The following is a 22,883-nucleotide window of genomic DNA, read 5'->3' as shown; positions in this document are numbered from 1 at the left end:
TATTGCGTCATGCGTGATTACGCGCGTGCACAATTTCACAATGGCCAAGCTTGCGGCATCAACCCGTCTGACCGGTTTCAGCCCTCGAGTGTGTCCTCGAATGCCTCGATCAGACGCTCCAGACGCCCAAGACCGATGTCCCAGAACGCCGGATCGCGCGGATCCAGGCCGAAGGGCTTCAGCGCCTCGTCGTACGGACGGGTGCCGCCCCCGGCCAACAGCTCACGATACAGCGGCGTAAAGCCCGCCGGATCCTTGCGCCGCGTCTCCATCAACGCCGCGACCAGCAGGTCCCCGAAGGCATAGGCATAGACATAGAAGGGCGAGTGCACGAAGTGGCTGACATAGGCCCACCAGTGCTCATAGCCGTCGTTTAGCGTCACGGCGGGGCCCAGCGACGCGCCCATTTCCTCCAGCCAGATCTGTCCGATCCGCTCCGCCCCGACCTCGCCGGTCTGCCGCTCGTCGTGGAAACGGGTCTCGAACCGGTGGAAGGCGATCTGGCGCACGACCGTGTTCAGCCCGTCCTCGATCCGCCCGGCCAGCAGGCCCTGACGCTCAGCCTCGGGCGCTGAGTCCAGCAGCCGATCAAAGGTCAGCCCCTCGGCAAAGATCGAGGCGGTTTCCGCCAGTGTCAGCGGGGTGTCGGCCAGCAGGCTGCCGGCACCCGCCGCCAGCGTCTGGTGGACCCCGTGCCCCAGCTCATGCGCCAGCGTGAGCACATCGCGCCGCTCACCCATCCAGTTCAGGAAGACATAGGGGTGGCGATCCGCCGTCACGGGGTGGGCATAGGCGCCGGACTGCTTGCCCGCGCGCGGCCGGGCGTCGATCCAGTTGCGATCAAAGAAGGTCCCCGCCCGCTCAGCAAACTCGGGCCCCAGGTCGGAAAAGCTGTCCAGCACCAGCGCCCGCCCCTGAGCCCAGTCAAACCCGCGCGGCGGTTTGGTGGTCAGCGGCGCATTGCGGTCCCAGTGATCCAGCGTCGTGCGGCCCAGCGCCCGCGCCTTGGCCGCATAATAGCGGTGCGACAGACGCGGATAGGCGGCGGTCACGGCCTCGACCATGGCATCGACCGCCTCGCCGTCCACCTCATTGGCCAGATGGCGGCTGTCGGCGGGGCGTTTGAAGCCGCGCTTGCGATCCTCCAGCGCTTTCTCGGCCGCCACCGTATTCAGCACCAGACCCAGGGTCCGCGTCTCGGCCTTCAGTGCCTCGGTCAGCCCTTCGGCCACGGCCTTGCGGCGGGCCGCCTTGGGATCAGACAGGCCGTTCAGCGCCTCGCTGAGCGTCAGGGTATCCCGCCCGGCCTTCACCCGCAGGTCCGCCAGCGTCTCGTCGAACAGGCGCGGCCACTGGGCCGACACCGGCATCTGTTCCGCCAGGAAGGTCTCAAGCTCCTCTGACAGCTCATGCGGCTTCATGGCCCGCACCCGGCGCAGCCAGGGCCGCCAGCGATCCGCCGGGGCATGGGCCCCCAGCGCCGCCTCGACCTCGGCCTCTTCCAGCTGGTTGATCTCGAGGGTCAGCCAGACGGTCGGGGTAGAAATCTCGGTCAGCGACTGACGCACATCGGCCTCGAAGGCCTGGGCTGATGCATCATCGCGTCGCGTCGAGGCATCCAGAAACGCATAGGCTCCGACCGCGCCCAGCCGGTCCGCAGCCTGCTCGTACAGACGGATCGCCCGATCCAGCCGCTCGCCCAGCAGCGCCGGGTCAGTGCGCGCGGCGACGAGGGTGCCCGCCAGCGCCTTCATCTCGGCCACAGAGGCGCGCGCCGCCTCCATATCCCGCTTCAGGCCGGGATCATCCTTGGCGGCATAGAGGTCGGACAGATCCCACAGCGGCAGGTCGGCGGTCGGTGTCTTGAAGGGTGCGTTCATGCCCTTGGGTATGGGGTCGCGGACGGGCAGAGGCAAGGCGGCCCGCCCTGACGTTAACCCCCCGCACACCACGCCGGACAACCCGATCTTCACCGCATCCGGGGTACACCCGTCCCGAAACGAGCCAGTCCGGGGGCTGCCCCCGAGACCGGCCAACGGTGATGATAGAGGGGTGCCCCATGGCCAAGACCGTTCTGGTCGTCGATGACGATCCGACCCAGCGCCGCCTGGTCCAGGCGGTTCTGGAGCGCGAGGGCTTTGCCGTCGCCCAGGCCGAAAATGGCGGCGAGGCGATCGACTGCCTGACAAAGGGTGGCGGGGCCGATGTGGTGCTGCTCGACATGGTCATGCCGGGCATGACCGGTCTGGAGTGCCTGGCCGAACTGCGCGCGGCGGGGGTCTCGACCCCGGTCATTGTGCTGACAGCCAACGCCGGCATCGAGAGCGTGGTCAAGGCCATGCAGGCCGGAGCCCAGGACTTTTTCGTCAAGCCGGTCTCGGCCGAGCGCCTGCTGGTCGGGGTCCGGAACGCCCTGCAACTCACCCAGCTGACCGCCGAGGTCGGCCGTCTGAAGAAGCACACCTCGGGTCGCACCACCTTTGACGATCTGGTCGGCGACAGCCCGGCCATGCGCATGGTCAAGGCGCTGGGCATTCGCGCGGCCTCCTCGACCATTCCGGTGCTGATCACCGGCGAGAGCGGCGTCGGCAAGGAAGTCATCGCCCGCGCCCTGCACGGCGCCTCGGACCGGGCCGGACGGCCGTTCGTGGCCGTCAACTGTGGCGCCCTGCCCGCCAATCTGGTCGAGTCGATCCTGTTTGGCCACGAGAAGGGCAGCTTCACCGGCGCCCACGACAAACACCTCGGCAAGTTCAAGGAGGCCGACGGCGGCACCCTGTTTCTGGACGAGATCGGCGAGCTGCCGCTGGACATGCAGGTCAAGCTGTTGCGCGCCCTCCAGGAAGGCGAGATCGACCCCGTCGGGGCCAAGCGTCCGGTCCGGGTCGACGTCCGCATCGTCTCGGCCACCAATCGTGATCTGGCCAAGCAGGTCGAGGGCGGTGCCTTCCGCGAGGATCTGTTCTATCGCCTCAACGTCTTTCCGATCGAGGCCCCGGCCCTGCGCGACCGCCGCGAGGACGTCCCCGCCCTGGTCGACCACTTCATCGGCCGCTTCAATGTCGAGGAAGGCAAGCGCGTCGTCGGCTGCGCACCCGAGACCGCGGAGCTGCTCACGGCCTTCGACTGGCCCGGCAACGTCCGCCAGCTTGAGAACGCGGTCTATCGCGCCATCGTGCTGGCCGACGGGCCGTTCCTCAAGCCGCACGACTTCCCGGCCATCTCGGGCGTGGCCATGCCGACACCCGAGCTTGATACGCCGACCTCAGAGGCGACGCCTGTCGCAGCCTATGACCTGCCTCCTGCCCCCGATACGCCGATCCGCATCCTCGACGGCAAAGGCCACCTGCGCACGCTCGAGGAGATCGAGCGCGACCTGATCCAGCATGCCATCGAGGTCTATGCCGGCCATATGTCCGAGATCGCCCGCAGGCTGGGTATCGGTCGGTCTACCCTCTATCGCAAGGTGCGCGAGCAGGGGCTGGACGTCGACATGGAACAGAGCGCCTGACGCCGCATTGCCGTTTCTTAAGTAGCGCGGCGGCGCGGTAGGGGCCAAGAGAGCGCATGACCCTGTTCGGCGACGGCTCATGAACGATAACGACAACTCCTTCAACGCACGGCCCTTCTCCCAGGTTCTGACGGATGTCGGCGCAGTCGACGATCCTGTCCTGCCCATGACCGAACTGGTCGGTACCTTCGGGGAGCGGGGGTTCGGCGCCCTGCTGCTGACGCTGGGACTGCTCAGTGCCGTCATCGGCGTGATTCCGGGCATGACCACTGTGCTGGGCGTGCCCATTATGATCATCGGGGCGCAGCTTCTGTTTCGTCAGGACGAGCTCTGGCTGCCCAGGTGGATCATGAAGCGCGATATCCCCCGACCGGCCTTTGCCGAGGCCGCCGGCAAGGTGAAGGGCCGCCTGCAGATGGTCGAGCGGTTCAGCCGTCCCCGCCTCAGCTTCATGAGCACGGATCTGTCGGAGGCCCTGATCGGCCTGATGTGCATGATTTGGGCGGCCGTGCTGATGCTGCCGCTGATCGGCTTCAACCTGTTCCCGTCCCTGATCGTGGCTGCGTTTGGCTTCGGCCTGATGCAGAAGGACGGCGTCATGATGCTGATCGGCTGGGTGATCTCGGCGGGTATGGCGACCTTCACCTGGCTGGTCTGGGAAACCGTCAGCCGCGTCCTCGTGGCGACTTGGGAAATGGCGACCCGGTTCTTCTGATGAAAAGGCCGGAGGGCGAACCCTCCGGCCTCAGGTTTTCGAACCTATCGGAACAGCGACAGGACCAGCTGCGGAGTCTGGTTGGCGATGGACAGGGCCTGAACCCCCAGTTGCTGCTTCGTCTGCAGCGCCTGAAGCTTGGCGCTCTCCTTCGCCAGATCGGCATCGACCAGATTCCCGACCCCTGATTCCAGCGAGTCCGTCAGCTTCCCGACGAACGACAGATGGGTGGTCAGGGCCTTCGACTTGGTGCCCAGACGCGCAAGCGCGCCCGAGACGGCATCGATGGAATTGTTGACGGCCGTAAGCGAGGCCGCCGCCTTCGTCAGGGTATCGATCGACTGCGTCGTGGCCACACTGACTGTGGTGCTTCCGAGCGCCATCACCTCCGCTCCCACGGTGATGGTGGCGTTGCCTTGCGCATTGGCCAGGGCGTTGAAACCGGTGGCGCCGGTCTCCAGCAGGTTGACCCCGTTGAATTCGGCGTTGGTGGTCACAGTCGCGATCTGGTCACGCAGGGCCTTGAAGTCCTCGTTCAGCGCGGCCCGCGCTGCCGTCTTCAGCGACGCGTCGGTCGCTGCCAGTGCCTTCTCCTTCAACTGCAGCAAGAGGTCAGAGACCGTCTCGCCCGCCGCGATGGCCACATCGACTGCGGCTACGCCACGATCCAGTGACTGTTTGACCGCCCCCAGGGCCCCGATGTCGGCACGTTGCCCCTGGGCGATGGCCCAGATGGCGCCGTTGTCCTTGACGCTGGCCACCTTCTTGCCGGTGTTGATCCGGCTTTGGGTGACCGCGAGGTCGGTGTTGGTGGCGTTCAGGTTCTGGAGCGCAATCATTGCGCCCACGTTGGTGTTGACCGAATTGCTCATCGGCGGGTCCTTCCATTCTGGTCGGGTGGGTTAACGGTCTTCTGACCGTCGAACCGGTTCTGGTTCACCCCCGCACAGGCAAGAAAGATGCCGCTGCCGCAACGCTTTCAATGGGCTGATTTTATGAGATTTTTCTGCGCGTCATCGCGGCGCGACCGGCAAGAGCTTCCGGGTCGGGAAAAATCTTCAGGCCGCTTCCGACGCAGGCGGGGCCAGGCCCTGCATGATCATGCGGTTGATATCGATCAGGGGCTCGAAATCTTCCTCGCCCCGCATGATCTGCGAGCTGTGGCGGCTGACGAACAGGCTGATCGAGATGATCTGGGCGCGCAGGGCCTCGCCCATGGCATTGCCGGGGTCGGAGCAGTCCGTCGCCAGGGCCGACCAGACGCGCCGGTTCCAGTCCAGGGCATCAATACGGGTCGCCACATCCGACGGATCGGCCTGGGCGGCATGCATCAGGGCGCGGGTCACCTGGCCGAACAGCCGGTACTCCATCTCCCGGGGAGTTTCAGTCCGCGCCGCGGCCTTGCTGTACGCCTGAAGCGACATGACCCAACCTCTGCTCTTCGTATTCGATCAGTTTGCGCGCCGTCATCAGCGCCTTGTAGTACTCGCGGGCCAGCACATGGCGAGACGCCGCAACGCAGTCGGCCATCGCGTCCGGATTGCGCGTCGCGCTCATGAATTCGCTGACCCGCAGGGTGAATTCGTCGTGGAATTTCGCCGCTGACGACTCATCCAGATACATCATCATGACGGGGAAATAGATGCGGCGCGCCGGGCTGTTGACCTCGTCGGGCTGCATGATGTCCTTCTCGCGCAGCACGCTGGCCTTGTTCTGCAAAACCAGAACACTGCGGCGATCACCGTTCTGGACGACGGCGCCGTTCAGCACGAAACGTTCACCCGGTTTCAAGGACAGTTTCAGCGGCATCCGGCGGGCCTCCCCTTCAGTCCCGCCCCTGCGAGCTAGCGCGGCGGTCCCCAAAAGCCTCTAAACAGTCGTGGTTAACCGTGTGTTGTGACGGGCGCGTCAGAGTGCGGGGAATCGTCACTTCTGTCAGGATACCTGGCCCGCATGTCCAGTCCCGCCTTCGCCGCCCAGCCGGATACCACAGCCCCTATCGCCCATGGCCCGTTCGCCGTGGCCCAGGGCGTCGCCGGGGACGCAGCCTCGACCGACGCGCTGAACCGCCTGTCCCGCAAGCTGGCAGGCCGTACGGGCACGGCCAAGGTCCAGCGGCGTATGGTCGAGCATCTGAAGGCTGCCGTCGCCGCCGTCCGCATGCAGGACTATACGCGGGGGGCCGAACGCTGCCTCGAAGTCCTCAATATCGACGAGAAGAGCGGCCTCGCCTGGCATGTTCTGGCTATCTGCCAGGAGAAATCCGGCCATCTGGCCCAGGCGCTTTCCGCCTATGAGGCGGCGCTCGCCCTGATGCCGGACGAGAACAACATCGCCCACGACCTCAGCCGCCTCGCCCAGCGACTGGGCCAGCTCGAGATCGCCGAAAAGCTGCTGCGGAAATTCCTTGCGGTCGAGCCCGGCCATATCGACGCCACCAACAACCTCGCCTGCGTGCTGCGCGACGGCAACCGCTACGAAGAGGCGGTCGAGGTCCTGCGCGACATGATCCAGGTCGAGCCCACCAGCGCCCTGCTCTGGAATACCCTTGGCACCGTCCAGAGCGACCAGGGCGACATGGCCACCGCCCTGACCTTCTTCGAAGAAGCCCTGCGCCTCGACCCGGAATTCTCCAAGGCCCGCTACAACCGCGCCAATGTCCGCCAGCCTCTTGGCGACCTGGAGGGGGCGCTGGCCGATATCGAGGCCGCCTTCCCGGGTGCCGAGCCGGGCTATGAGACCGCCATGATGACCATGGCCCGGGCCCTGCTGCGGCTGGGCGCCGGCGACCTTCCGGGCGGCTGGGCCGACTACGAAATCCGTCTCAGCCCCGACATGCCCGAGGCCATGCATGCTGTGGTCGCCATGCCGCGTTGGGATCCTGCCACCCAGCCTCTCGCAGGCCAGCGTATCCTGGTGGTCGGCGAACAGGGCATCGCCGACGAAATGGTGTTTGGCTCTGCCCTCGGCGATCTGATCGAGGCGGTCGGCCCCGAGGGTCAGGTCATCATCGCTGTCGAGCCGCGGCTGGTCGACATCTTCCAGCGCAGCTTCCCCCAGGCCATCGTCGGCGGGCACCGCGCGGTGAAGATGGAAGGGCGCCTCTACCGCTACATCCCCTTCATGGAGGGCGAGGACGCACCGTCAGCCGACGCCTGGGTGCCGATGGCCAGCCTGATGCCGATCTTCCGCCCCACAGTGACCGCCTTCCCCGACCGCTGGGGCTATCTGGTCGCCGACCCGGCGCGTGTCGCCCACTGGAAGGCCGAGGTCGAGGCTCTCGGTCCCGGCCTGAAGGTCGGCCTGCACTGGAAGAGTCTGGTTCTGAGCGGCGTGCGCGCCCGCTACTTCTCCAGCTTCGAGCGCTGGAAGCCCGTCCTGACCACGCCGGGCTGCGTCATGGTCAATCTGCAGTGCGGCGACGTCAGTGCCGACCTGGCCGCCGCCGAAGCCGCCGGGGTCACCCTGTGGACGCCGCCGATCAATCTCAAGGACGACCTTGAGGACCTCGCCGCCCTGTCACTGGCAATGGACGTGGTGATCGGCCCCGGCATCGCCGGCACCAATATCGCAGCCGCCGTCGGCGCCGAGACCTGGCTGATCTATGCCCCCGACGACTGGCACCTGCTGGGCACGGACCGCTATCCCTTCTACCCGCACATGCGCACCTTCGCCCGGGCTTTCGACGGCTGGGATCAGGCCATCCGGGATGTCGCGGCGGCCTTGGCCGAAAGAGCCTCCGACTGACGGAACGGGGCCGGGCCGGGTCGCGTTCTCTCCCTGACAGGAGAAGACGATGACACCTCTCGACAACACCCCCGACGCACAGGACCAGTCCGAGACCTTCGACGAAACCCACATCGATGATGAGGGCGAGGGCGACATCCTTCCGGACCAGGCCGACCCCGTCCTCGACGTCACCCAGAGGGAGGGCGACGCCGGCGAGGAAGATGACGACGCCGACGAAATTCAGACCCTCCAGCGCATCGACCCTGATGGGCGCGTGGACCCGCGGTCTGATGAGATCGAACTGGTCTACGACGGCCTGATGCGCAACCGCCGCGGGGCCCAGGCCAGCGCCGCCCACTGGGAGGCCCGTCGCCTCGACGACGACGATATCGAAGCCCTTGGCTACGGCCCCGAAGACGACACGCCCCCGTCAACAGACAGGACACCCGCATGACCCAACCCGACAACGACAATCACCCCGGCAAGGACGACAGCGACACTGACGCCCCCTATGCCCGCAAGGCCGAACGCGAAACCGGCAAGCCGGATCAGCTGAAGGACAAGGTCTCCAAATCCGAAAGCCGCCAGGACGCCCTGCAGGACGAGGCCGTCGAGGAAAGCTTTCCGGCCAGCGACCCGCCGACGCCCAAGCAGATCACCTGAACCCTGTTCACCTGATCGTCCATCGGCTACCACCCTTTCGGAAACTCTCCGGAAGGGACTGCCGTTCATGAGCCGATTTACGGGCACGCAGCGCTATATCGCCACCGAGGATCTGAAGGTGGCCGTCAACGCCGCCGTGGCGCTTGAACGTCCCCTGCTGGTCAAGGGTGAGCCCGGCACCGGCAAGACCGTTCTGGCCTATGAACTGGCCGAAGCCCTCGATGCGCCTCTGATCACCTGGCATATCAAGTCCACGACCAAGGCCCACAATGGCCTCTATGAATATGACGCCGTCAGCCGCCTGCGCGACAGCCAGCTGGGAGACGAGCGGGTGCACGATGTGCGCAACTATCTGAAGCCCGGCAAACTGTGGGAGGCCTTCACCGCCCCCCAACGCCCCGTCCTGCTGATCGACGAGATCGACAAGGCCGACATCGAATTCCCCAACGACCTGCTCCAGGAGCTGGATCGCATGGAGTTCTTCGTTCAGGAGACCGGCGAAACCATCCGGGCCGACACCCGTCCGGTCGTCCTCATCACCTCGAACAACGAAAAGGAGCTGCCCGACGCCTTCCTGCGCCGGTGCTTCTTCCACTACATCCGCTTTCCAGACGCCGAGACGCTCAAGTCCATCGTCGATGTCCACTTCCCCGACATCAAGCCGCGCCTGGTGTCCGAGGCACTCCGCACCTTCTACGAAATCCGCGACACGCCGGGCCTGAAGAAGAAGCCCTCGACGTCCGAACTTCTGGACTGGCTCAAGCTGCTGCTCGTCGATGACATCGACCCGGCAACCCTGCGCGAAACCAGCGGCTCAAAGCTCATCCCGCCCCTCCACGGCGCCCTGCTCAAGAACGAACAGGACGTTCACCTGTTCGAGCGCCTCGCCTTCCTCAACCGCCGCGAGGGCGCGCGCCCGGGCGGCTGAGGCGCCTTACCGCGATTTCACTGGATTTCTGGGCCCCGACCCGCAGGATGGGACCGAAGAGGACGTGTTGATGATGCGTACGCCCACCCTGATCATGAGCAGTGTGCTGCTCGCCTGCACCGGCCTTGCCGCCTGTGGCGACGACTCCATCCGTATCACCACCACGCGTGAGGGCGGCGAGAACAAGGGTGTGCTCAAGGTCGTCCAGACCCTTCAGTGCCCCCAGACCCAGGGCAGTCTGACGCGCAAGGGCACGGCCCAGAACGGCGGCAAGGTCTGCGTCTATGCTGGCCCCCGGGGCTCCGAAGTGACCCTGCATCTCCAGCCGCTGGATGGCGCTTCCGTGGACGATGTGCTCAAGGCGTTCGAGGATCGCCTGTCGGGGGACATGCCGCAGACCATCGCCGCGATTGAGGCTTCGGCCCATTCCGATACCACCGGCGCGACGTCCGGCTCCGACAGCGCCACGGTCGAGGCCCCCGGGGTCCGCATCCAGGCCGAGGGCGATACCGCCCAGGTCAAGGTGCCGGGCCTGTCGATCGATGCCGACGGCGACCGCGCCAGCATCCGCATCGGCGGCGTGACCATTGACGCCAATGACAGCGCGTCCAGCGTCAATATCGAAGGCGGCTCTGACGACGGCAGCGTCAACATCCAGGCCGCCGCCGACGGTGCCTTGATCCGGACCCGGGCGGCCGGCGATGCCACGCGCGCGACCTGGCTCGTCACCGACGGCCAGACCGACGGACTGGGCTGGCGGCTGGTAGGCTATGAAGCGCGGGGTCCCGCCGGCGGCCCCCTGGTGATCGCTGTTTTCAGGGCCAAGGAAACCGACAAGGATCCCCTGATGGACGACGCCCGCGCCCTCCTGACCCTTAACGTCGGCGAATAGGCCGAATCCACCCGGCCCCTTGATCCGAGGCTCAGGATCGGTCACCTGACCGCCTGATCAAAGGAACCGACTTGGCCGACCGCTCTCCCTCTTCGCGCGCGCCCCGCGCCTGGCAACGCATGTTGTCGGGGCGACGGCTCGACCTGCTCGACCCCTCGCCCTTCGACATCGAGATCGAGGACATCGCCCACGGCCTGGCCCGCGTGGCCCGCTGGAACGGCCAGACTGTCGGCGATCACGCCTTTTCGGTCGCCCAGCACAGCGTGATCGTTCAGGAGATCGTCGCCCACATCCAGCCTGACATCGAGCCCCGGTGGCTGCTGGCCGCCCTGCTGCATGATGCCTCGGAGTATGTGATCGGTGACATGATCTCACCGTTCAAATCGGCGCTGGGCGTGAACTACAAGGATTTTGAGAGCCGCCTCGAGACCGCCATCCACGTCCGCTTTGGCCTGCCCGCCAAAACCCCGCGCGCGATCAAGACCCTGATCAAGACCGCCGACAAAGCCTGTGCCTACTTCGAGGCCACCCAGTTGGCCGGTTTCAGCAAGACCGAGGCCCTCGGCTTCTTCGGCCGCCCCCCCGTCGGCTATGAGCTGGAGATCCGGCCCGAACCCGCCTCGATCGCCCAGGCCCGCTACATGGATCGCTACCATGCCCTGGTCGCGGCCCGGGATGCCGCCGCAGCGCCCCGGCCCACAGCCTGGACACCAAAGGTGCCGCGCCGCGCGGCCGGACGGCGAGGCTGAGCATGGCCGAGCCCGCCCCTCCGACCGGTATCCGCATTGGCCTCTCGGCCGTGGTCATCGGTCTGCGGCTGGGCGAAGCGGTCGTCTTGACCACCCGGGCCGAGGACGGCAGCGCGGCCCTGCCCTTCGGCCCCTTCGACCCGGTCCGCGATCGCACCTTCGAACTGGCCCTGCGGGCCTTTGTCACCGCCCAGACCGGCTTTCGCCCCGGCTATGTCGAACAGCTCTACACCTTCGGCGACCTCGGCCGGGCCTCGCCCCGCGCCACCCCGGGGCCCGAGCGGTTGCGCGAGGTCTCGGTCGGCTATCTGGCCCTGACCGCCGACGCGACAGACACGGCCGCTATTGTCCGGCCCGGGGGCGAGGCCCGCTGGCAGCCCGTGCTCGACTTTTTTCCATGGGAGGATCACCGACAGGGGCGCCCTCCGGCGCTCGGCCCGCTGGACCACGCCCTGGGCACATGGGTCGAAGCCGACCCCCGCCGCCGTGCCCGCGTCGACGCCCTGTTCGCCCCGCAACCGGACCAGCGCTGGAGCGACAGCCGCGTGCTCGAGCGCTACGAACTGCTCTATGAGGCCGGTCTGGTGCAGGAGGCCGCGCGCGACGCCGACCGCGACCGGCCGGCCCTGCCCTCGGGCGCACCCATGGCCTCGGACCACCGACGGATACTCGCCACCGGCCTCGGCCGACTGCGCAGCAAGCTGCGTTACCGCCCGGTCCTGTTCGACCTGATGTCGCCCACCTTCACCCTCTCGGACCTGCAGCGCGGCGCCGAGGCCATCACCGGCATCACCCTGCACAAGCAGAATTTCCGCAGGGGCGTCGAGCGTACCGGACTGGTCAGCCCCACCGGCCGCTTCAGCACCGGCACCGGTGGCCGCCCGGCCGAGCTGTTCACCCGCAGCGCCGCCGATCCCCTGGACGGCCAGACCCTCGGCCTGCCCCTGCCCGCCCTGCGCTGAAATCGCGGCCGCAGCCTCTTGCGGCGCAGCCCCTGTCCGACTAGAGAAGCCGTCCGTTCGACCAGAACACGACGGCCCCGCGGAGAGGTGGCAGAGTGGTTGAATGTACCGCACTCGAAATGCGGCGTGCCTTTACGGGTACCGGGGGTTCGAATCCCCCCCTCTCCGCCATCGCCGCCCGGATCAGTTCCCTGATCTGATCCCGGCCCCCGAGGCCCCTACCGCGGCCTGTGGCGGATATGGCGTCGCGCCAGGGTCTGGATGTCAGGCACCGCCGCCAGGGACAGCGTGCGTTCGAACTCGTCGCGCAGGATCTTGAGCGTTCGGGCGACACCGGCCTCGCCCGCGGCGGCCAGACCATACAGATACGGGCGGCCGATCGAACAGGCCGTCGCACCCAGGGCGAGCGCCTTGACGATGTCCGATCCGCGTCGAACGCCTCCGTCGCATATGACATCGGGCCCGTCGCCCAGCGCGTCTCTGACGGCGGCGACCTGGTCAATCGGCGCGGGCGCGCCATCCAGTTGGCGACCGCCGTGGTTAGAGATGATCACGCCGCTCGCCGGAACGGATGGCGCGTGTGGCGTCCTCCGGCGTCATCAGACCCTTGATCGCGAGCGGCCCGTTCCACTCGGCGGCGGGCCAATCGACGCTGCTGACGCGGTGCTGCACATCCTTGGGGCCCGGCAGCACAGCGTATCGCACGGATGGGATGGCGGCGTGACTACCCATCGATTGCAGACAGTCCATCGCCCCGGGTGCGCATGCCCGACCCTTTCTTCCCGCCCTGGCTGTGGGTTGTGGCAGAATGGGTTCTCAATAGCAGGGAGGGTATTTGACGAGGGGGATGCGGTCCGGCTGCAGCGGTCCGGGACGAGCGCCTGAGCCTCGATCCGGATTTCAGACGGTTCAGACGGTTCAGACGGTATTTTTCAGGGTCTGGTTTGGAGTCCCCGCACATGACTCCAGCCCATGCACGGCCCTGAACCCCAGCAAGCACGGGGCTTTCCGGCGATATGGAGAAAGGGGAGTCTGTTTTCGGCCTTCGACTCCAGCCCTCCCCTTTCAGACGGTTCAGACTATTCAGACGGTGTTTTCCGCGTCTCGCTCACAGCTCCGGATCGGGCAGCGAAAGAAAGGCGGATCTGAGGGCCACGGCCCAGCCCTCTGCGATCGTCTGGTAATAGGGATCGTCTCGCTCGATCCGCTGTTCATGTCCGGGCTTGTACTGGTCGGTGGTGTAGGTCTGGAAGTCGATCGGCAGGCCCACCGACAGATTGGCCTTGAGCGTCGAGTCGAACGACACCACCAGCAATTTGACGGCCTGTTCGAAGCTCATGTCCGGGTCATAACCCCGCACCAGAATGGGGCGCCCGTATTTGGTCTCGCCGATCTGGAAATAGGGATTGTCGTCGGTCGCCTCGATGAAATTGCCCTGCGGATAGATCAGGAACAGGCGCGGCGGTGTGCCCTTGATCTGGCCGCCCATGATCAGGGTGGCACCGAACATCGCCTCGGCCGACTGGCCGCTCTGGACATTGGTCTGGATGGTCTCGCGCAGGGCTTCGCCCACCAGCCGCGCGGCCTGGAACATGGTCGGCGTTTCCAGCAGCGAGGGATTGCGCTCGGCCGGGACCTTGGTGCGCTCGTCCAGAATGCTGACCACCGACTGGGTCGTGGCCAGATTGCCGGCGGTCATCAGGGTGATCATCCGCTCGCCCGGCTTGTGCCAGGTGAACATCTTGCGGACCGTGGCGACGTTGTCGACGCCGGCATTGGTGCGGGTGTCCGACATGAACACCAGCCCCTTGTTGAGGCGCATGCCAACGCAATAGGTCATGGAGCGGTTACCTTCATTGCGGGCAAGGTCGGACTACTGCTGGACCTGCAGCTGAACAATCATCGACTCATTGCGGCCCCCGTAGACGATACCCGAGATCGGCGCCGCTTCGCCATAGTCGAGGCCTGTCGCGACACGGACATAGCGGGGATCGGGCGACACCCCGTTCGAGACGTCAAAGCCGACCCAGCCCAGCCCCTCGACATGGACCTCGGCCCAGGCGTGGCCCGCCTCCTGGTCAACCCGGTCATCCATGACCAGATAGCCGCTGACGTAGCGTGCCGGATAGCCCATCAGCCGGGCGGCCGCGATCATGATGTGGGCGTGGTCCTGACAGACGCCGCGTCCGGTCTCGATGGCCTGCTCCGCGGTGGTCGAAAAGTCGGTCGTGCCCGTCTCATAGGCCACCGTTCGAAGGATCAGGGCCGACAGGGCGTGCAGGCGCGACGGGTCGTCGTCGAAGTCCTTGCCCAGGTCGCGGACCAGCTGGCGAACACGGGGGCCCGGCCGGGTGTGAGGCGTCGCCCGATGGAAATACCACAGGGGGGCAAACCCCCCGTGCTGGCCGATCACCCCGGCGGTGTCCGAGGTATCGACCTCGCCCTCGCACAGAATGGTCACCGTGCGGCTGCCCGGCTCGATGGACAGCAGTTCGACCAGGTTGTTGTGCTGGTCGGTGTAGGCGACCTCCTTGCGGCCGCCCTCGATCTCGGTCCGCCAGGACAACACCTCCTGCCCGCCCGAGTGCTTGGGGGTCAGGCGGATCTTCTGCAGGCCCCGGCTGACGGCCTGGCCATAGTGGTATTCGGTGCTGTGCCGGACCTTCACGCGCATGGGATCATCCGTAGAACCTGTAGTCCTGCTCGATCTGCAGGCCGAGGGCGTGGTTGCGGGCGATGAAGTCGTTCAGGACACCGTGGAGCCCTGCGTCAAAGATCGACTCGATCGAATGGTCCGCCAGCCGTTTCACATGGGCCCGCGCCAGATCGTGGCTGGGCATCTCGCTGCCATAGGCCTCGGCCAGGAAGCCCAGATGCTCGGAAATCTGCCCGGCACAGAAGGCCAGCGAACGCGGCATGCGCCGGTCCAGAATGATCAGATTGGCAATCTGGCGGGGATTGGCGGTCCCGTCGCTCAGCCAGCGATAGGCCCGCTGCGCCGAGACCGACCGCAGGATCGTCTCCCACTGCACATTGTCCAGCGACGACCCGACATAGGACACCGACGGCAGCAGCACATAATATTTGACGTCGAGGATCCGGGCCGTGTTGTCCGCCCGCTCGATGAAGATCCCCAGATGGGCAAAGTTGTAGACGTCGTTCTGCATCATGGTGCCGGTCAGGGCCCCGCGCACCAGGGCATTCTGACGCCGGATGGTGGCCAGGATGTCGGGCAGGCCGTTCTCGGACACAGGCCGCTTCAGCACCTCGCGGATTGTCATCCAGCCTTCGTTAGTCGCCTCCCAGACCTCACGGGTCAGGGCGGTGCGCACCAGCCGCGCACTGGTGCGGGCGCTGTTGATGGCCGAGACGACGCTGGAGGGATTGTCCTTTTCCCGCAGCAGATAGTCGATGACGTTGGCGGCGTTGAACTCGTCGTACCGCTCCAGATAGCCCTTGCGGACACCGGCGGTGCTGATGACCGAAGCCCACTCCGCCTCGGCCGCCGCAGACCGGGTCAGGGCGATCCGAAAGCCCGCGTCGACCAGACGCGCCGTGTTCTCGCTGCGCTCCAGCATCCGGAACATCCAGAACAGGCCGGCGGCGGTCTTGCCTAGCATGACAGCCCTCCCCGACCCGGCATGGTGACTGTGCCCCGCCTCATTCTTCCAGCACCCAGGTGTCCTTGGTGCCGCCGCCCTGGCTGGAGTTCACCACCAGCGATCCCGCCTTCATCGCCATGCGGGTCAGGCCGCCGGGGGTGATCTCGATCTTGCCGGGAGAGACGAGGACGAACGGGCGCAGGTCCACATGGCGCGGTGCCAGGCCGGCCTTGGTCAGCACCGGCACGGTCGACAGGGCCAGGGTCGGCTGGGCGATATAGTTGGCGGGGCGGGCCTTCAGCTTGTCGGCAAAGGCGGCGATCTCCCGCTTGCTGGCGGCGGGCCCTACCAGCATGCCGTAGCCGCCCGAACCGTGGACTTCCTTCACGACCAGCTCGTCCAGATGTTCCAGCACATAGGCCAGGGCGTCGGGCTCGGCGCACCGCCAGGTCGGAACATTCTTCAGGATGGGGCTCTCGCCCGTGTAGAACTGGATGATGTCGGGCATGTAGCTGTAGATCGCCTTGTCGTCGGCGATGCCCGTGCCCGGCGCATTGGCGATGGTGATGCCCCCGGCCCGGTAGACGTCCATCAACCCCGGCACGCCCAGCTGGGAGTCCGGGTTGAAGCTCATCGGATCCAGATACTCGTCGTCGACCCGACGATAGAGGACGTCGATGGGGGTGTAGCCCCGGGTGGTCCGCATGGCGATGCGGCCATCGACCAGTTGCAGGTCCTGCCCTTCGACCAGTTCGACACCCATCTCGTCCGCCAGGAAGGCATGCTCGAAATAGGCCGAGTTGTGGATGCCGGGCGTCAGGACCGCCACGACGGGCGATCCTGCGCAGCCTCGCGGTGCGCTGGCCGCCAGCGACCGCCGCAGCAGCTTGGGATAGTCGCTGACCTCGCGCACCGCGACCCGCGAGAACAGTTCGGGGAACATGCGCAGCATCGTCTCGCGATTTTCCAGCATGTAGGAGACGCCCGACGGCGTGCGAGCATTGTCCTCAAGCACGAAGAAGTCGTCCTCGCCCGTGCGGACAATGTCGATGCCGACGATGTGCGTGTAGATGCCGCCCGGCGGCTCGACCCCGATCATCTGGGGCAGGAAGGCGGCGTTGGCGGCGATCACATCGACGGGGATGCGGCCGGACCGCAGGATCTCCTGCCGGTGGTACATGTCGTGCAGAAAGGCATTGATGGCCCGTACCCGCTGCTCGATCCCGCGCGTCAGGCGGCTCCACTCCCGGGCCGAAATGATGCGCGGCACAATGTCGAAGGGGATCAGCCGCTCGTCGGCTTCCTGCTGGCCATAGACATTGAAGGTGATGCCGGTGCGACGGAAGAAGACCTCCGCGTCCTTGGACTTTTTCTTGAGGGTCTGTGCGCCCTGACGCTCGAACCAGTCAGCGTAGCTTGCATAAGGCGGTCGGCACGCGGTGCCGGAGCCATTCATCTCGTCAAAGAAGTCGGGCTTGTTCGCCATTGCATCAGGTGTCGCACAGGGGGGCAGCCGCTTCAATGATCCTGCTCAATGAAGGGCACCCGGGCGTCGCGACATGCATCGCTGGGTGGCGGGGCTCTCATCGACGCCGATCTGACCCGGACCGCTGGACGATAGCCTTTGGCACGGGTTGGGTGCCGGGCTGTTGGCCGCTACACTGGTCATTGCGACCGCCGCCCGGGTTCGCGGGCGGCGTCGTCCGTAAAACCCGGCGGAACGGTTCCGGGTCGCAGCGGTTAAGCTTGGGGGCGTGCGGCCCCGTGCACCTGAATTTCAAATGACAAGCGAGGTCTGAGCCAGCGCATGTGTGGCCTGAGTGGCGAGATCAATTTCAACGGGCAGACGGCCGATATCGCCGCTGTAGAACGGATGACCGGGGCCCTGACCCCACGCGGGCCGGATGGCAGCGGGGTGGTGGCGCGCGGCCCGGTCGCCTTCGGCCACAGGCGCCTGAAAATCATCGACCTCAGCGACAAGGCCCAGCAGCCGATGGTCGATGCCGACCTCGGCCTGATGATGGTCTTCAACGGCTGCATCTATAACTATCCCGAACTGCGCGCCGAGCTGCAGGGCATGGGCTATCGCTTCTTCTCCGACGGCGACAGCGAGGTGCTCCTCAAGGCGTGGCATGCCTGGGGCGAGGCCTGCGTCGACCGCTTCCACGGCATGTTCGCCTTCGTCATCCATGAGCGCGACAGCGGCCGTGTGGTGATGGGGCGCGACCGGTTCGGCATCAAGCCGCTGTATCTGGCGGAACAGGGCAAGCGGCTGCGGTTCGCCTCCAGCCTGCCGTCGCTGCTGGCGGGCGGAGACTTGGACACCTCGATCGATCCGGTCGGTTTGCACCACTACATGACCTTCCACGCTGTGGTGCCACCGCCGCAAACCATTCTGAAGGGCGTGCGCAAACTGCCTCCGGCGACCCTGCGCATATTTGAAGCCGACGGCACCCATCGCGACCGCCTCTACTGGGCGCCGCAGAATGTTCGGCGGGCCGAAGACGCTCGGCTCTCGGCGGCGGACTGGCGCGATCAGGTGCTTGATGCCCTGCGCATTGCCGTGAAGCGCCGCATGGTCGCCGATGTGCCGGTCGGCGTGCTGCTGTCGGGTGGGGTGGATTCCAGCCTCGTCGTCGGCCTGCTGGCAGAGCTGGGCCAGACGGGTCTGCAGACCTTCTCGGTGGGCTTTGAGGCCGCCAATCAGGAAAAGGGCGACGAGTTTGTCTATTCCGACCTGATCGCCAAACACTATGGCACCGACCACCACCAGATCTTCGTGCCGCATGACCGGCTGATGCAGTCCCTGCCCGGCACCATCGGCGCCATGTCAGAGCCCATGGTCAGCTATGACAATGTCGGCTTCTACCTGCTCAGCCAGGAGGTCGCGAAACACATCAAGGTCGTCCAGTCCGGTCAGGGGGCCGATGAGGTGTTCGGCGGCTATCACTGGTACCCGCCGATGCTGGATACGACCGATCCGGTCGCAACCTATGCCGGGGCCTTCTTCGACCGCAGCGATGCGACGCTGCGCACCCAGGTCAGTCCGGACTATCTGCCCGAGACCGACGCCAGCCTCGAGCTGGTCCGGGGCCATTTCGGCATTCCGGGGGCCGAGACCGCCGTCGACAAGGCCCTGCGCCTCGACAGCCAGGTCATGCTGGTCGACGACCCGGTCAAGCGGGTGGACAATATGACCATGGCCTGGGGTCTGGAGGCCCGGGTGCCCTTCCTCGACCACGAGCTGGTCGAACTGGCGGGGCGCATTCCGCCCGAACACAAGCTCAGCCAGGGCGGCAAGGGCGTGCTGAAGGAGGCTGCCCGTCTGGTGGTGCCGTCCGAGGTGATCGACCGCAAGAAGGGCTATTTCCCCGTTCCCGCCCTCAAATACATCGACGGGCCCTATCTCGAGATGGTCCGCGACAGTCTGAACAGTCAGGTCGCGCGCGAGCGGGGCCTGTTCCAGCGCCCGTATCTGGAGACCCTGTTCGAAAACCCGCGCGATCACATCACCCCCCTCCGCGGGTCCGAGCTGTGGCAGGTCGCGGTTCTGGAAATGTGGCTGCAGTCCCATGGCGTCTGACGCGCCCCGTCAAAAGCCACGCGCGGCGCCGCATCGCCTGAAACGCATGCGCCATGAGGGCCTGAAGCCCATGGTCGGCGGCGCCGAGCGCGAGATGACGCCCGACGCCGTGCTCGACATGGGTTGGGGGCGGCTGCTGTTCGCCCAGACGTTCTCCGATGCCCAGCCCCTGATCGAGGCCCTGCGGTCCGAGGGCCCGGACCGGCGCGACATCGCCTTCTATGTGCGCAACCCGCATGTGCTGCTGGCCTCGGCCCCGCAGGAGGTGTTCCTCGACCCGTCGCACACCTTCCGGCTGGAACTGGCCACCTATCGCCCTGGCCGACGCCAGCCCCGGGGCTTCACCGTCCGCCGACTGGCGTCCGAGGACGACATAGAGGCGACCAACCGCATCTATGCCGCCCGGCGCATGGTGCAGATCCGGCCCGACTTCTTTTCCAGCCGCAAGGACGATCGCGCCCTGACCTATTTCGTCGCGGAGGACGAAACCACCGGCGCCATCATCGGCACGGTCACGGGCGTCGATCACGTCAAGGCGTTTTCCGACCCCGAGGAAGGCTCGTCGCTCTGGTGTCTGGCGGTCGATCCGCAGGCCACCCAGCCGGGCGTGGGCGAGGCCCTGGTCCGGCGCCTGGCCGAGCATTTCCGCACGCGTGGGCTGGCCTATATGGATCTGTCGGTCATCCACGACAACGAACAGGCCATCGCCCTCTATGAGAAGCTGGGCTTTCGCCGTGTCTCCTTCTTCGGGGTGAAGCGCAAGAATCCGATCAACGAACCGCTGTTCAAGGGCCCCGACCCGGCCAGCGACCTCAATCCCTATGCCCGGATCATCGTCGACGAGGCGCGGCGCCGGGGGATTGCCACCGATGTCCTCGATGCCGAGGGCGGACTGGTGCGCATGACCTGGGGCGGCCGGTCGATCCGCTGTCGCGAAAGCCTGTCGGAACTGACTTCGGCCGTCGCCGTCAGCATCTGTGACGACAAGCGGATGACCCGCCGCATTGTCGAACACGCCGGACTGACGGTGCCGCAGCGCTATGATCCGGAAGATACCGAGGCCCTGACCGCAGCGCTGGCCGGCCGTCCCGCCCTGGTGGTCAAGCCCGCGCGCGGCGAACAGGGAAAGGGCGTGGCCGTGGGCCTCACCACGCTGAACGACGTTCAGGCCGCCATTGCGGAAGCCCGCGCCCTCTGTCCCGAAGTGCTGGTCGAGGACCATGTCGAGGGCGAGGACCTGCGGCTGGTGGTCATCGACTTCAAGGTCGTGGCCGCCGCCATTCGTCGCCCGCCGCGCGTGGTGGGGGACGGGCGGTCGACCCTGCGCGATCTGATCGCCCACCAGAGCCGGAGGCGTGCGGCCGCGACCGGCGGAGAGTCGCGCATCCCACTGGATGCCGAAGCCCGGCGCACCCTGGCCGAAGCGGGCTACGGCTTCGATGACGTGGCCCCGGCCGGTGAGGAAATCCGCGTCCGCAAGGCCGCCAATCTGCATCTGGGCGGCACCATCCATGATGTGACGGGCGAGGTGCATCCCGCCCTGATCAATGCCGCCGTGATGGCCGCCCGCGCCATCGACATCTCGGTCACCGGCATCGACCTGATGGTTCCCGACCACCGGGGTCCGGAGTATCACTTCATCGAGGCCAATGAGCGCCCCGGTCTGGCCAACCATGAACCCCAGCCCACGGCCGAGCGGTTCATCGACCTGTTGTTCCCCCTGTCCGGGGCCGCGGCCAGCCGCGTGGCCCTGACCAGCTGAAACCAAGGAGACGCATGACCCTTCCCTCTATCGACTCTGCCTATCTGACCGAGCGCCTGTCGCGCCTGCTGAACATCCCAAGCCCCACGGGCTATACGGATGAGGCCGTCTGGGAGGTCTGTCGCGAGCTGGAGCGGCTGGGAATTCCGTTCGATCTGACCCGGCGCGGGGCGATCCGGGCCAAACTGGCGGGCAAGGAGGCCAAGCCTGCCCGGGCGCTGGTGGCCCACGTCGATACCCTGGGTGCCCAGGTCAAGCGCATCAAGGAGAATGGCCGCCTCGAGGTCGTGCCGATCGGGCACTGGTCGTCGCGTTTTGCCGAGGGCGCGCGGGCCACGATCTTCTCCGAAGGCCAGCGGTTCCGGGGCACCATCCTGCCGCTCAAGGCCTCGGGCCACACCTTCAACGAGGAGGTCGACACCCAGCCTGTCGCCTGGACCCAGGTCGAATTGCGCATCGACGAACGGGTCTATGACCGTGCCGCGACCGAAGCCCTGGGTGTAGAGGTTGGCGATATCATCGCCATCGACCCCCAACCGGAATTCCTCGACAACGGCTACATCGTCTCGCGCCATCTGGACGACAAGGCGGGGGTCGCGACCCTGCTGGCGGCGCTGGAGTGTATGGTCCGCGAGGGCCGCACGCCCGAGGTCGATACCTATGCGCTGATCACCATCGCCGAGGAGGTCGGTGTCGGCGCCTCGTCCGTGCTGGTCCCCGACGTCGCCGCCATGATCACCATCGACAACGGCACGACCGCGCCCGGCCAGAATTCGTCCGAGTTCGGCGTCACCCTGGCCATGGCCGACCAGACCGGGCCGTTCGACTGGCACCTGTCGCGCAAGCTGGCCCGGCTGGCGCGAGACCACGACATCGCCCTGCAGAAGGATGTGTTCCGATATTACCGGTCAGACTCGGCCTCGGCGCTCGAGTCGGGCGCGGACATCCGCACGGCCCTGCTGACCTTCGGCATCGACGCCAGCCACGGCTATGAGCGCATCCACCTGAACGCCCTGACCTGTCTGGCCGAACTGCTGGTCGTCTATGCCGAAAGCGAGGTCGAGATCGAACGCGACAGCCGGCCCCTGGCTGGCGTCAGCGGCTTCACCCACCAGCCGATCGACTGAGCCTGTCCCTTGCTGTCCGGTACCGCTGCCGTAAGGTGCCGGACATGGAACCGCCCAAGGACAAGGAACAGGCTCTCGCCGGGCTGCTGAACGGGACGATCTTCACCCTGCTGGGCTGTGTGCTTCCGGCCGTGTTCATCGTGGCGCTCACCCGGAACTGGCACGATCTGTTCGGCGGCGACCTCACCGTCATTTCGACCGATACATCGCTGGCAATCGGGATTCTCCTGCTCAGCCCCCGCCTGATCCGTTTCGGGCTGCGTACGCTGCGCCTGAACTGGGCCGGCCTTCGAGGAAGAGAGGCAGACCTTTGAGACGCTCTTCGCTCATTGTCGGTGTTGCAACGGTGTTGGCAACAGCTGGTCTGGCCAACAGCGCCGTCGCCTGTCGGTACCTCGTGCCGCGAGCCGAGCAGTTGGCCGCCTACGAAGGCAGATTGCTCGCGACAGTTACCTCAGCTGAACGAGTGGAAAATCCGGGCTGGAACACATGGACAGTTCACGCTGCAAGCATCTCGCCATCCCAGGCCGTTCAGGGGCCTACCGAGTTCACCTTCTCGGTCACGATGAGCAGCGACGGGTGCGGCCAAACTCCTTTGCCGCCAGCAGGCGAGGTGTGGGTGCTATATTTCACGGAGATTGGCTCGAGCCAGGTGGCACG

23 protein-coding genes and 1 tRNA gene are annotated in these 22,883 nt (G+C 66.3%); 14 read left to right on the top strand and 10 right to left on the bottom strand.

What is annotated here, in order from left to right; translation table 11 throughout:
• Positions 1 to 77 precede the first annotated feature (77 nt).
• Positions 78 to 1,880 (bottom strand): M3 family oligoendopeptidase, encoded by a 1,803-nt coding sequence (locus B4K74_RS06360; RefSeq protein WP_286692231.1) that lies wholly within the window; start codon positions 1,878 to 1,880, stop codon positions 78 to 80.
• Positions 1,881 to 2,059: 179 nt separating this feature from the next.
• On the opposite strand from B4K74_RS06360, the gene B4K74_RS06355 reads away from it, so the two are divergent.
• On the top strand, positions 2,060 to 3,511 hold the full coding sequence (locus tag B4K74_RS06355) for a sigma-54-dependent transcriptional regulator (RefSeq protein ID WP_286692230.1): 1,452 nt from the start codon (positions 2,060 to 2,062) through the stop codon (positions 3,509 to 3,511).
• 79 nt (positions 3,512 to 3,590) lie between these two features.
• Complete coding sequence (locus B4K74_RS06350) at positions 3,591 to 4,226, top strand: exopolysaccharide biosynthesis protein (protein ID WP_286692229.1); 636 nt, start codon at positions 3,591 to 3,593, stop codon at positions 4,224 to 4,226.
• A gap of 44 nt (positions 4,227 to 4,270) precedes the next feature.
• Here the strand turns inward: B4K74_RS06350 and B4K74_RS06345 are convergent, their stop codons facing one another.
• The 3 genes from B4K74_RS06345 to flbT form a co-directional block, all read right to left on the bottom strand.
• The gene (locus B4K74_RS06345; RefSeq protein WP_123286161.1) at positions 4,271 to 5,098 is read right to left on the bottom strand and encodes a flagellin; all 828 of its coding nucleotides are present in this window, start codon (positions 5,096 to 5,098) and stop codon (positions 4,271 to 4,273) included.
• A 186-nt stretch (positions 5,099 to 5,284) separates the two neighbouring features.
• Positions 5,285 to 5,650 (bottom strand): flagellar biosynthesis regulator FlaF, encoded by a 366-nt coding sequence (gene flaF, locus B4K74_RS06340; RefSeq protein ID WP_123286162.1) that lies wholly within the window; start codon positions 5,648 to 5,650, stop codon positions 5,285 to 5,287.
• Positions 5,610 to 6,035 (bottom strand): flagellar biosynthesis repressor FlbT, encoded by a 426-nt coding sequence (flbT, locus tag B4K74_RS06335; protein ID WP_123286163.1) that lies wholly within the window; start codon positions 6,033 to 6,035, stop codon positions 5,610 to 5,612. The genes flaF and flbT overlap by 41 nt, the downstream gene beginning before the upstream one ends.
• Positions 6,036 to 6,179: 144 nt before the next feature.
• On the opposite strand from flbT, the gene B4K74_RS06330 reads away from it, so the two are divergent.
• The 8 genes from B4K74_RS06330 to B4K74_RS06295 all read left to right on the top strand — a co-directional run bounded on the left by B4K74_RS06330 (position 6,180) and on the right by B4K74_RS06295 (position 12,320).
• Positions 6,180 to 7,973 (top strand): tetratricopeptide repeat protein, encoded by a 1,794-nt coding sequence (locus B4K74_RS06330; protein WP_286692228.1) that lies wholly within the window; start codon positions 6,180 to 6,182, stop codon positions 7,971 to 7,973.
• Between the two features lie 49 nt (positions 7,974 to 8,022).
• Positions 8,023 to 8,409: a hypothetical protein gene (locus B4K74_RS06325; protein ID WP_286692227.1), complete on the top strand. Its 387-nt coding sequence runs from the start codon at positions 8,023 to 8,025 to the stop codon at positions 8,407 to 8,409.
• Positions 8,406 to 8,618 carry a hypothetical protein gene (locus tag B4K74_RS06320; protein ID WP_123286166.1) on the top strand — a complete coding sequence of 71 codons (213 nt, stop codon included), beginning with the start codon at positions 8,406 to 8,408 and terminating at the stop codon, positions 8,616 to 8,618. Before B4K74_RS06325 ends, B4K74_RS06320 begins: the two co-directional genes overlap by 4 nt.
• 67 nt (positions 8,619 to 8,685) lie before the next feature.
• Positions 8,686 to 9,546, top strand: a complete 861-nt coding sequence (locus B4K74_RS06315) for an AAA family ATPase (RefSeq protein ID WP_286692226.1) — start codon at positions 8,686 to 8,688, stop codon at positions 9,544 to 9,546.
• Between the two features lie 70 nt (positions 9,547 to 9,616).
• Positions 9,617 to 10,438: a methyltransferase type 11 gene (locus B4K74_RS06310; RefSeq protein WP_286692225.1), complete on the top strand. Its 822-nt coding sequence runs from the start codon at positions 9,617 to 9,619 to the stop codon at positions 10,436 to 10,438.
• A gap of 119 nt (positions 10,439 to 10,557) precedes the next feature.
• Positions 10,558 to 11,187, top strand: a complete 630-nt coding sequence (locus tag B4K74_RS06305) for an HD family hydrolase (RefSeq protein ID WP_286692271.1) — start codon at positions 10,558 to 10,560, stop codon at positions 11,185 to 11,187.
• A 2-nt stretch (positions 11,188 to 11,189) separates the two neighbouring features.
• Positions 11,190 to 12,149: an NUDIX hydrolase gene (locus B4K74_RS06300; protein ID WP_286692224.1), complete on the top strand. Its 960-nt coding sequence runs from the start codon at positions 11,190 to 11,192 to the stop codon at positions 12,147 to 12,149.
• Positions 12,150 to 12,230: 81 nt separating this feature from the next.
• Positions 12,231 to 12,320: transfer RNA gene (locus B4K74_RS06295), tRNA-Ser, on the top strand.
• A 47-nt stretch (positions 12,321 to 12,367) separates the two neighbouring features.
• Here B4K74_RS06295 and B4K74_RS06290 read toward each other — a convergent pair.
• From B4K74_RS06290 to B4K74_RS06265, 6 genes are all read right to left on the bottom strand, one after another.
• Entirely contained in the window at positions 12,368 to 12,703 is a 336-nt protein-coding gene (locus B4K74_RS06290) for an alpha-hydroxy acid oxidase (RefSeq protein ID WP_286692223.1), read from the bottom strand.
• Entirely contained in the window at positions 12,690 to 12,881 is a 192-nt protein-coding gene (locus B4K74_RS06285; protein WP_286692222.1) for an alpha-hydroxy-acid oxidizing protein, read from the bottom strand. Before B4K74_RS06285 ends, B4K74_RS06290 begins: the two co-directional genes overlap by 14 nt.
• A 376-nt stretch (positions 12,882 to 13,257) precedes the next feature.
• Complete coding sequence (locus B4K74_RS06280; protein ID WP_286692221.1) at positions 13,258 to 13,989, bottom strand: proteasome-type protease; 732 nt, start codon at positions 13,987 to 13,989, stop codon at positions 13,258 to 13,260.
• Positions 13,990 to 14,022: 33 nt separating this feature from the next.
• Positions 14,023 to 14,823: a transglutaminase family protein gene (locus B4K74_RS06275; protein ID WP_286692220.1), complete on the bottom strand. Its 801-nt coding sequence runs from the start codon at positions 14,821 to 14,823 to the stop codon at positions 14,023 to 14,025.
• Between the two features lie 4 nt (positions 14,824 to 14,827).
• Positions 14,828 to 15,769 (bottom strand): alpha-E domain-containing protein, encoded by a 942-nt coding sequence (locus B4K74_RS06270; RefSeq protein WP_286692219.1) that lies wholly within the window; start codon positions 15,767 to 15,769, stop codon positions 14,828 to 14,830.
• 40 nt (positions 15,770 to 15,809) lie between these two features.
• A complete protein-coding gene (locus B4K74_RS06265; RefSeq protein ID WP_286692218.1) occupies positions 15,810 to 17,237 on the bottom strand; it encodes a circularly permuted type 2 ATP-grasp protein in 1,428 nt (475 codons plus the stop codon).
• A 321-nt stretch (positions 17,238 to 17,558) separates the two neighbouring features.
• Here B4K74_RS06265 and B4K74_RS06260 point away from each other — a divergent pair, with 321 nt between their 5' ends.
• The 4 genes from B4K74_RS06260 to B4K74_RS06245 are packed head-to-tail and all read left to right on the top strand — an operon-like array spanning position 17,559 to position 22,537.
• A complete protein-coding gene (locus tag B4K74_RS06260; RefSeq protein WP_286692217.1) occupies positions 17,559 to 19,334 on the top strand; it encodes an N-acetylglutaminylglutamine amidotransferase in 1,776 nt (591 codons plus the stop codon).
• Positions 19,335 to 19,380: 46 nt separating this feature from the next.
• Entirely contained in the window at positions 19,381 to 21,096 is a 1,716-nt protein-coding gene (gene ngg, locus B4K74_RS06255; protein WP_286692216.1) for an N-acetylglutaminylglutamine synthetase, read from the top strand.
• Positions 21,097 to 21,110: 14 nt separating this feature from the next.
• Positions 21,111 to 22,223 (top strand): osmoprotectant NAGGN system M42 family peptidase, encoded by a 1,113-nt coding sequence (locus B4K74_RS06250; RefSeq protein WP_286692215.1) that lies wholly within the window; start codon positions 21,111 to 21,113, stop codon positions 22,221 to 22,223.
• A gap of 44 nt (positions 22,224 to 22,267) precedes the next feature.
• Entirely contained in the window at positions 22,268 to 22,537 is a 270-nt protein-coding gene (locus B4K74_RS06245; RefSeq protein WP_286692214.1) for a hypothetical protein, read from the top strand.
• The last annotated feature ends 346 nt before the right edge of the window (positions 22,538 to 22,883 follow it).

The sequence above is a fragment of the Brevundimonas sp. UBA2503 genome (genome assembly GCF_002341485.1).
Lineage (GTDB): Bacteria > Pseudomonadota > Alphaproteobacteria > Caulobacterales > Caulobacteraceae > Brevundimonas > Brevundimonas halotolerans.
The sequence above is the reverse complement of the archived record's forward strand: the minus strand, read 5'-3'. Positions and strand labels throughout refer to the sequence as shown.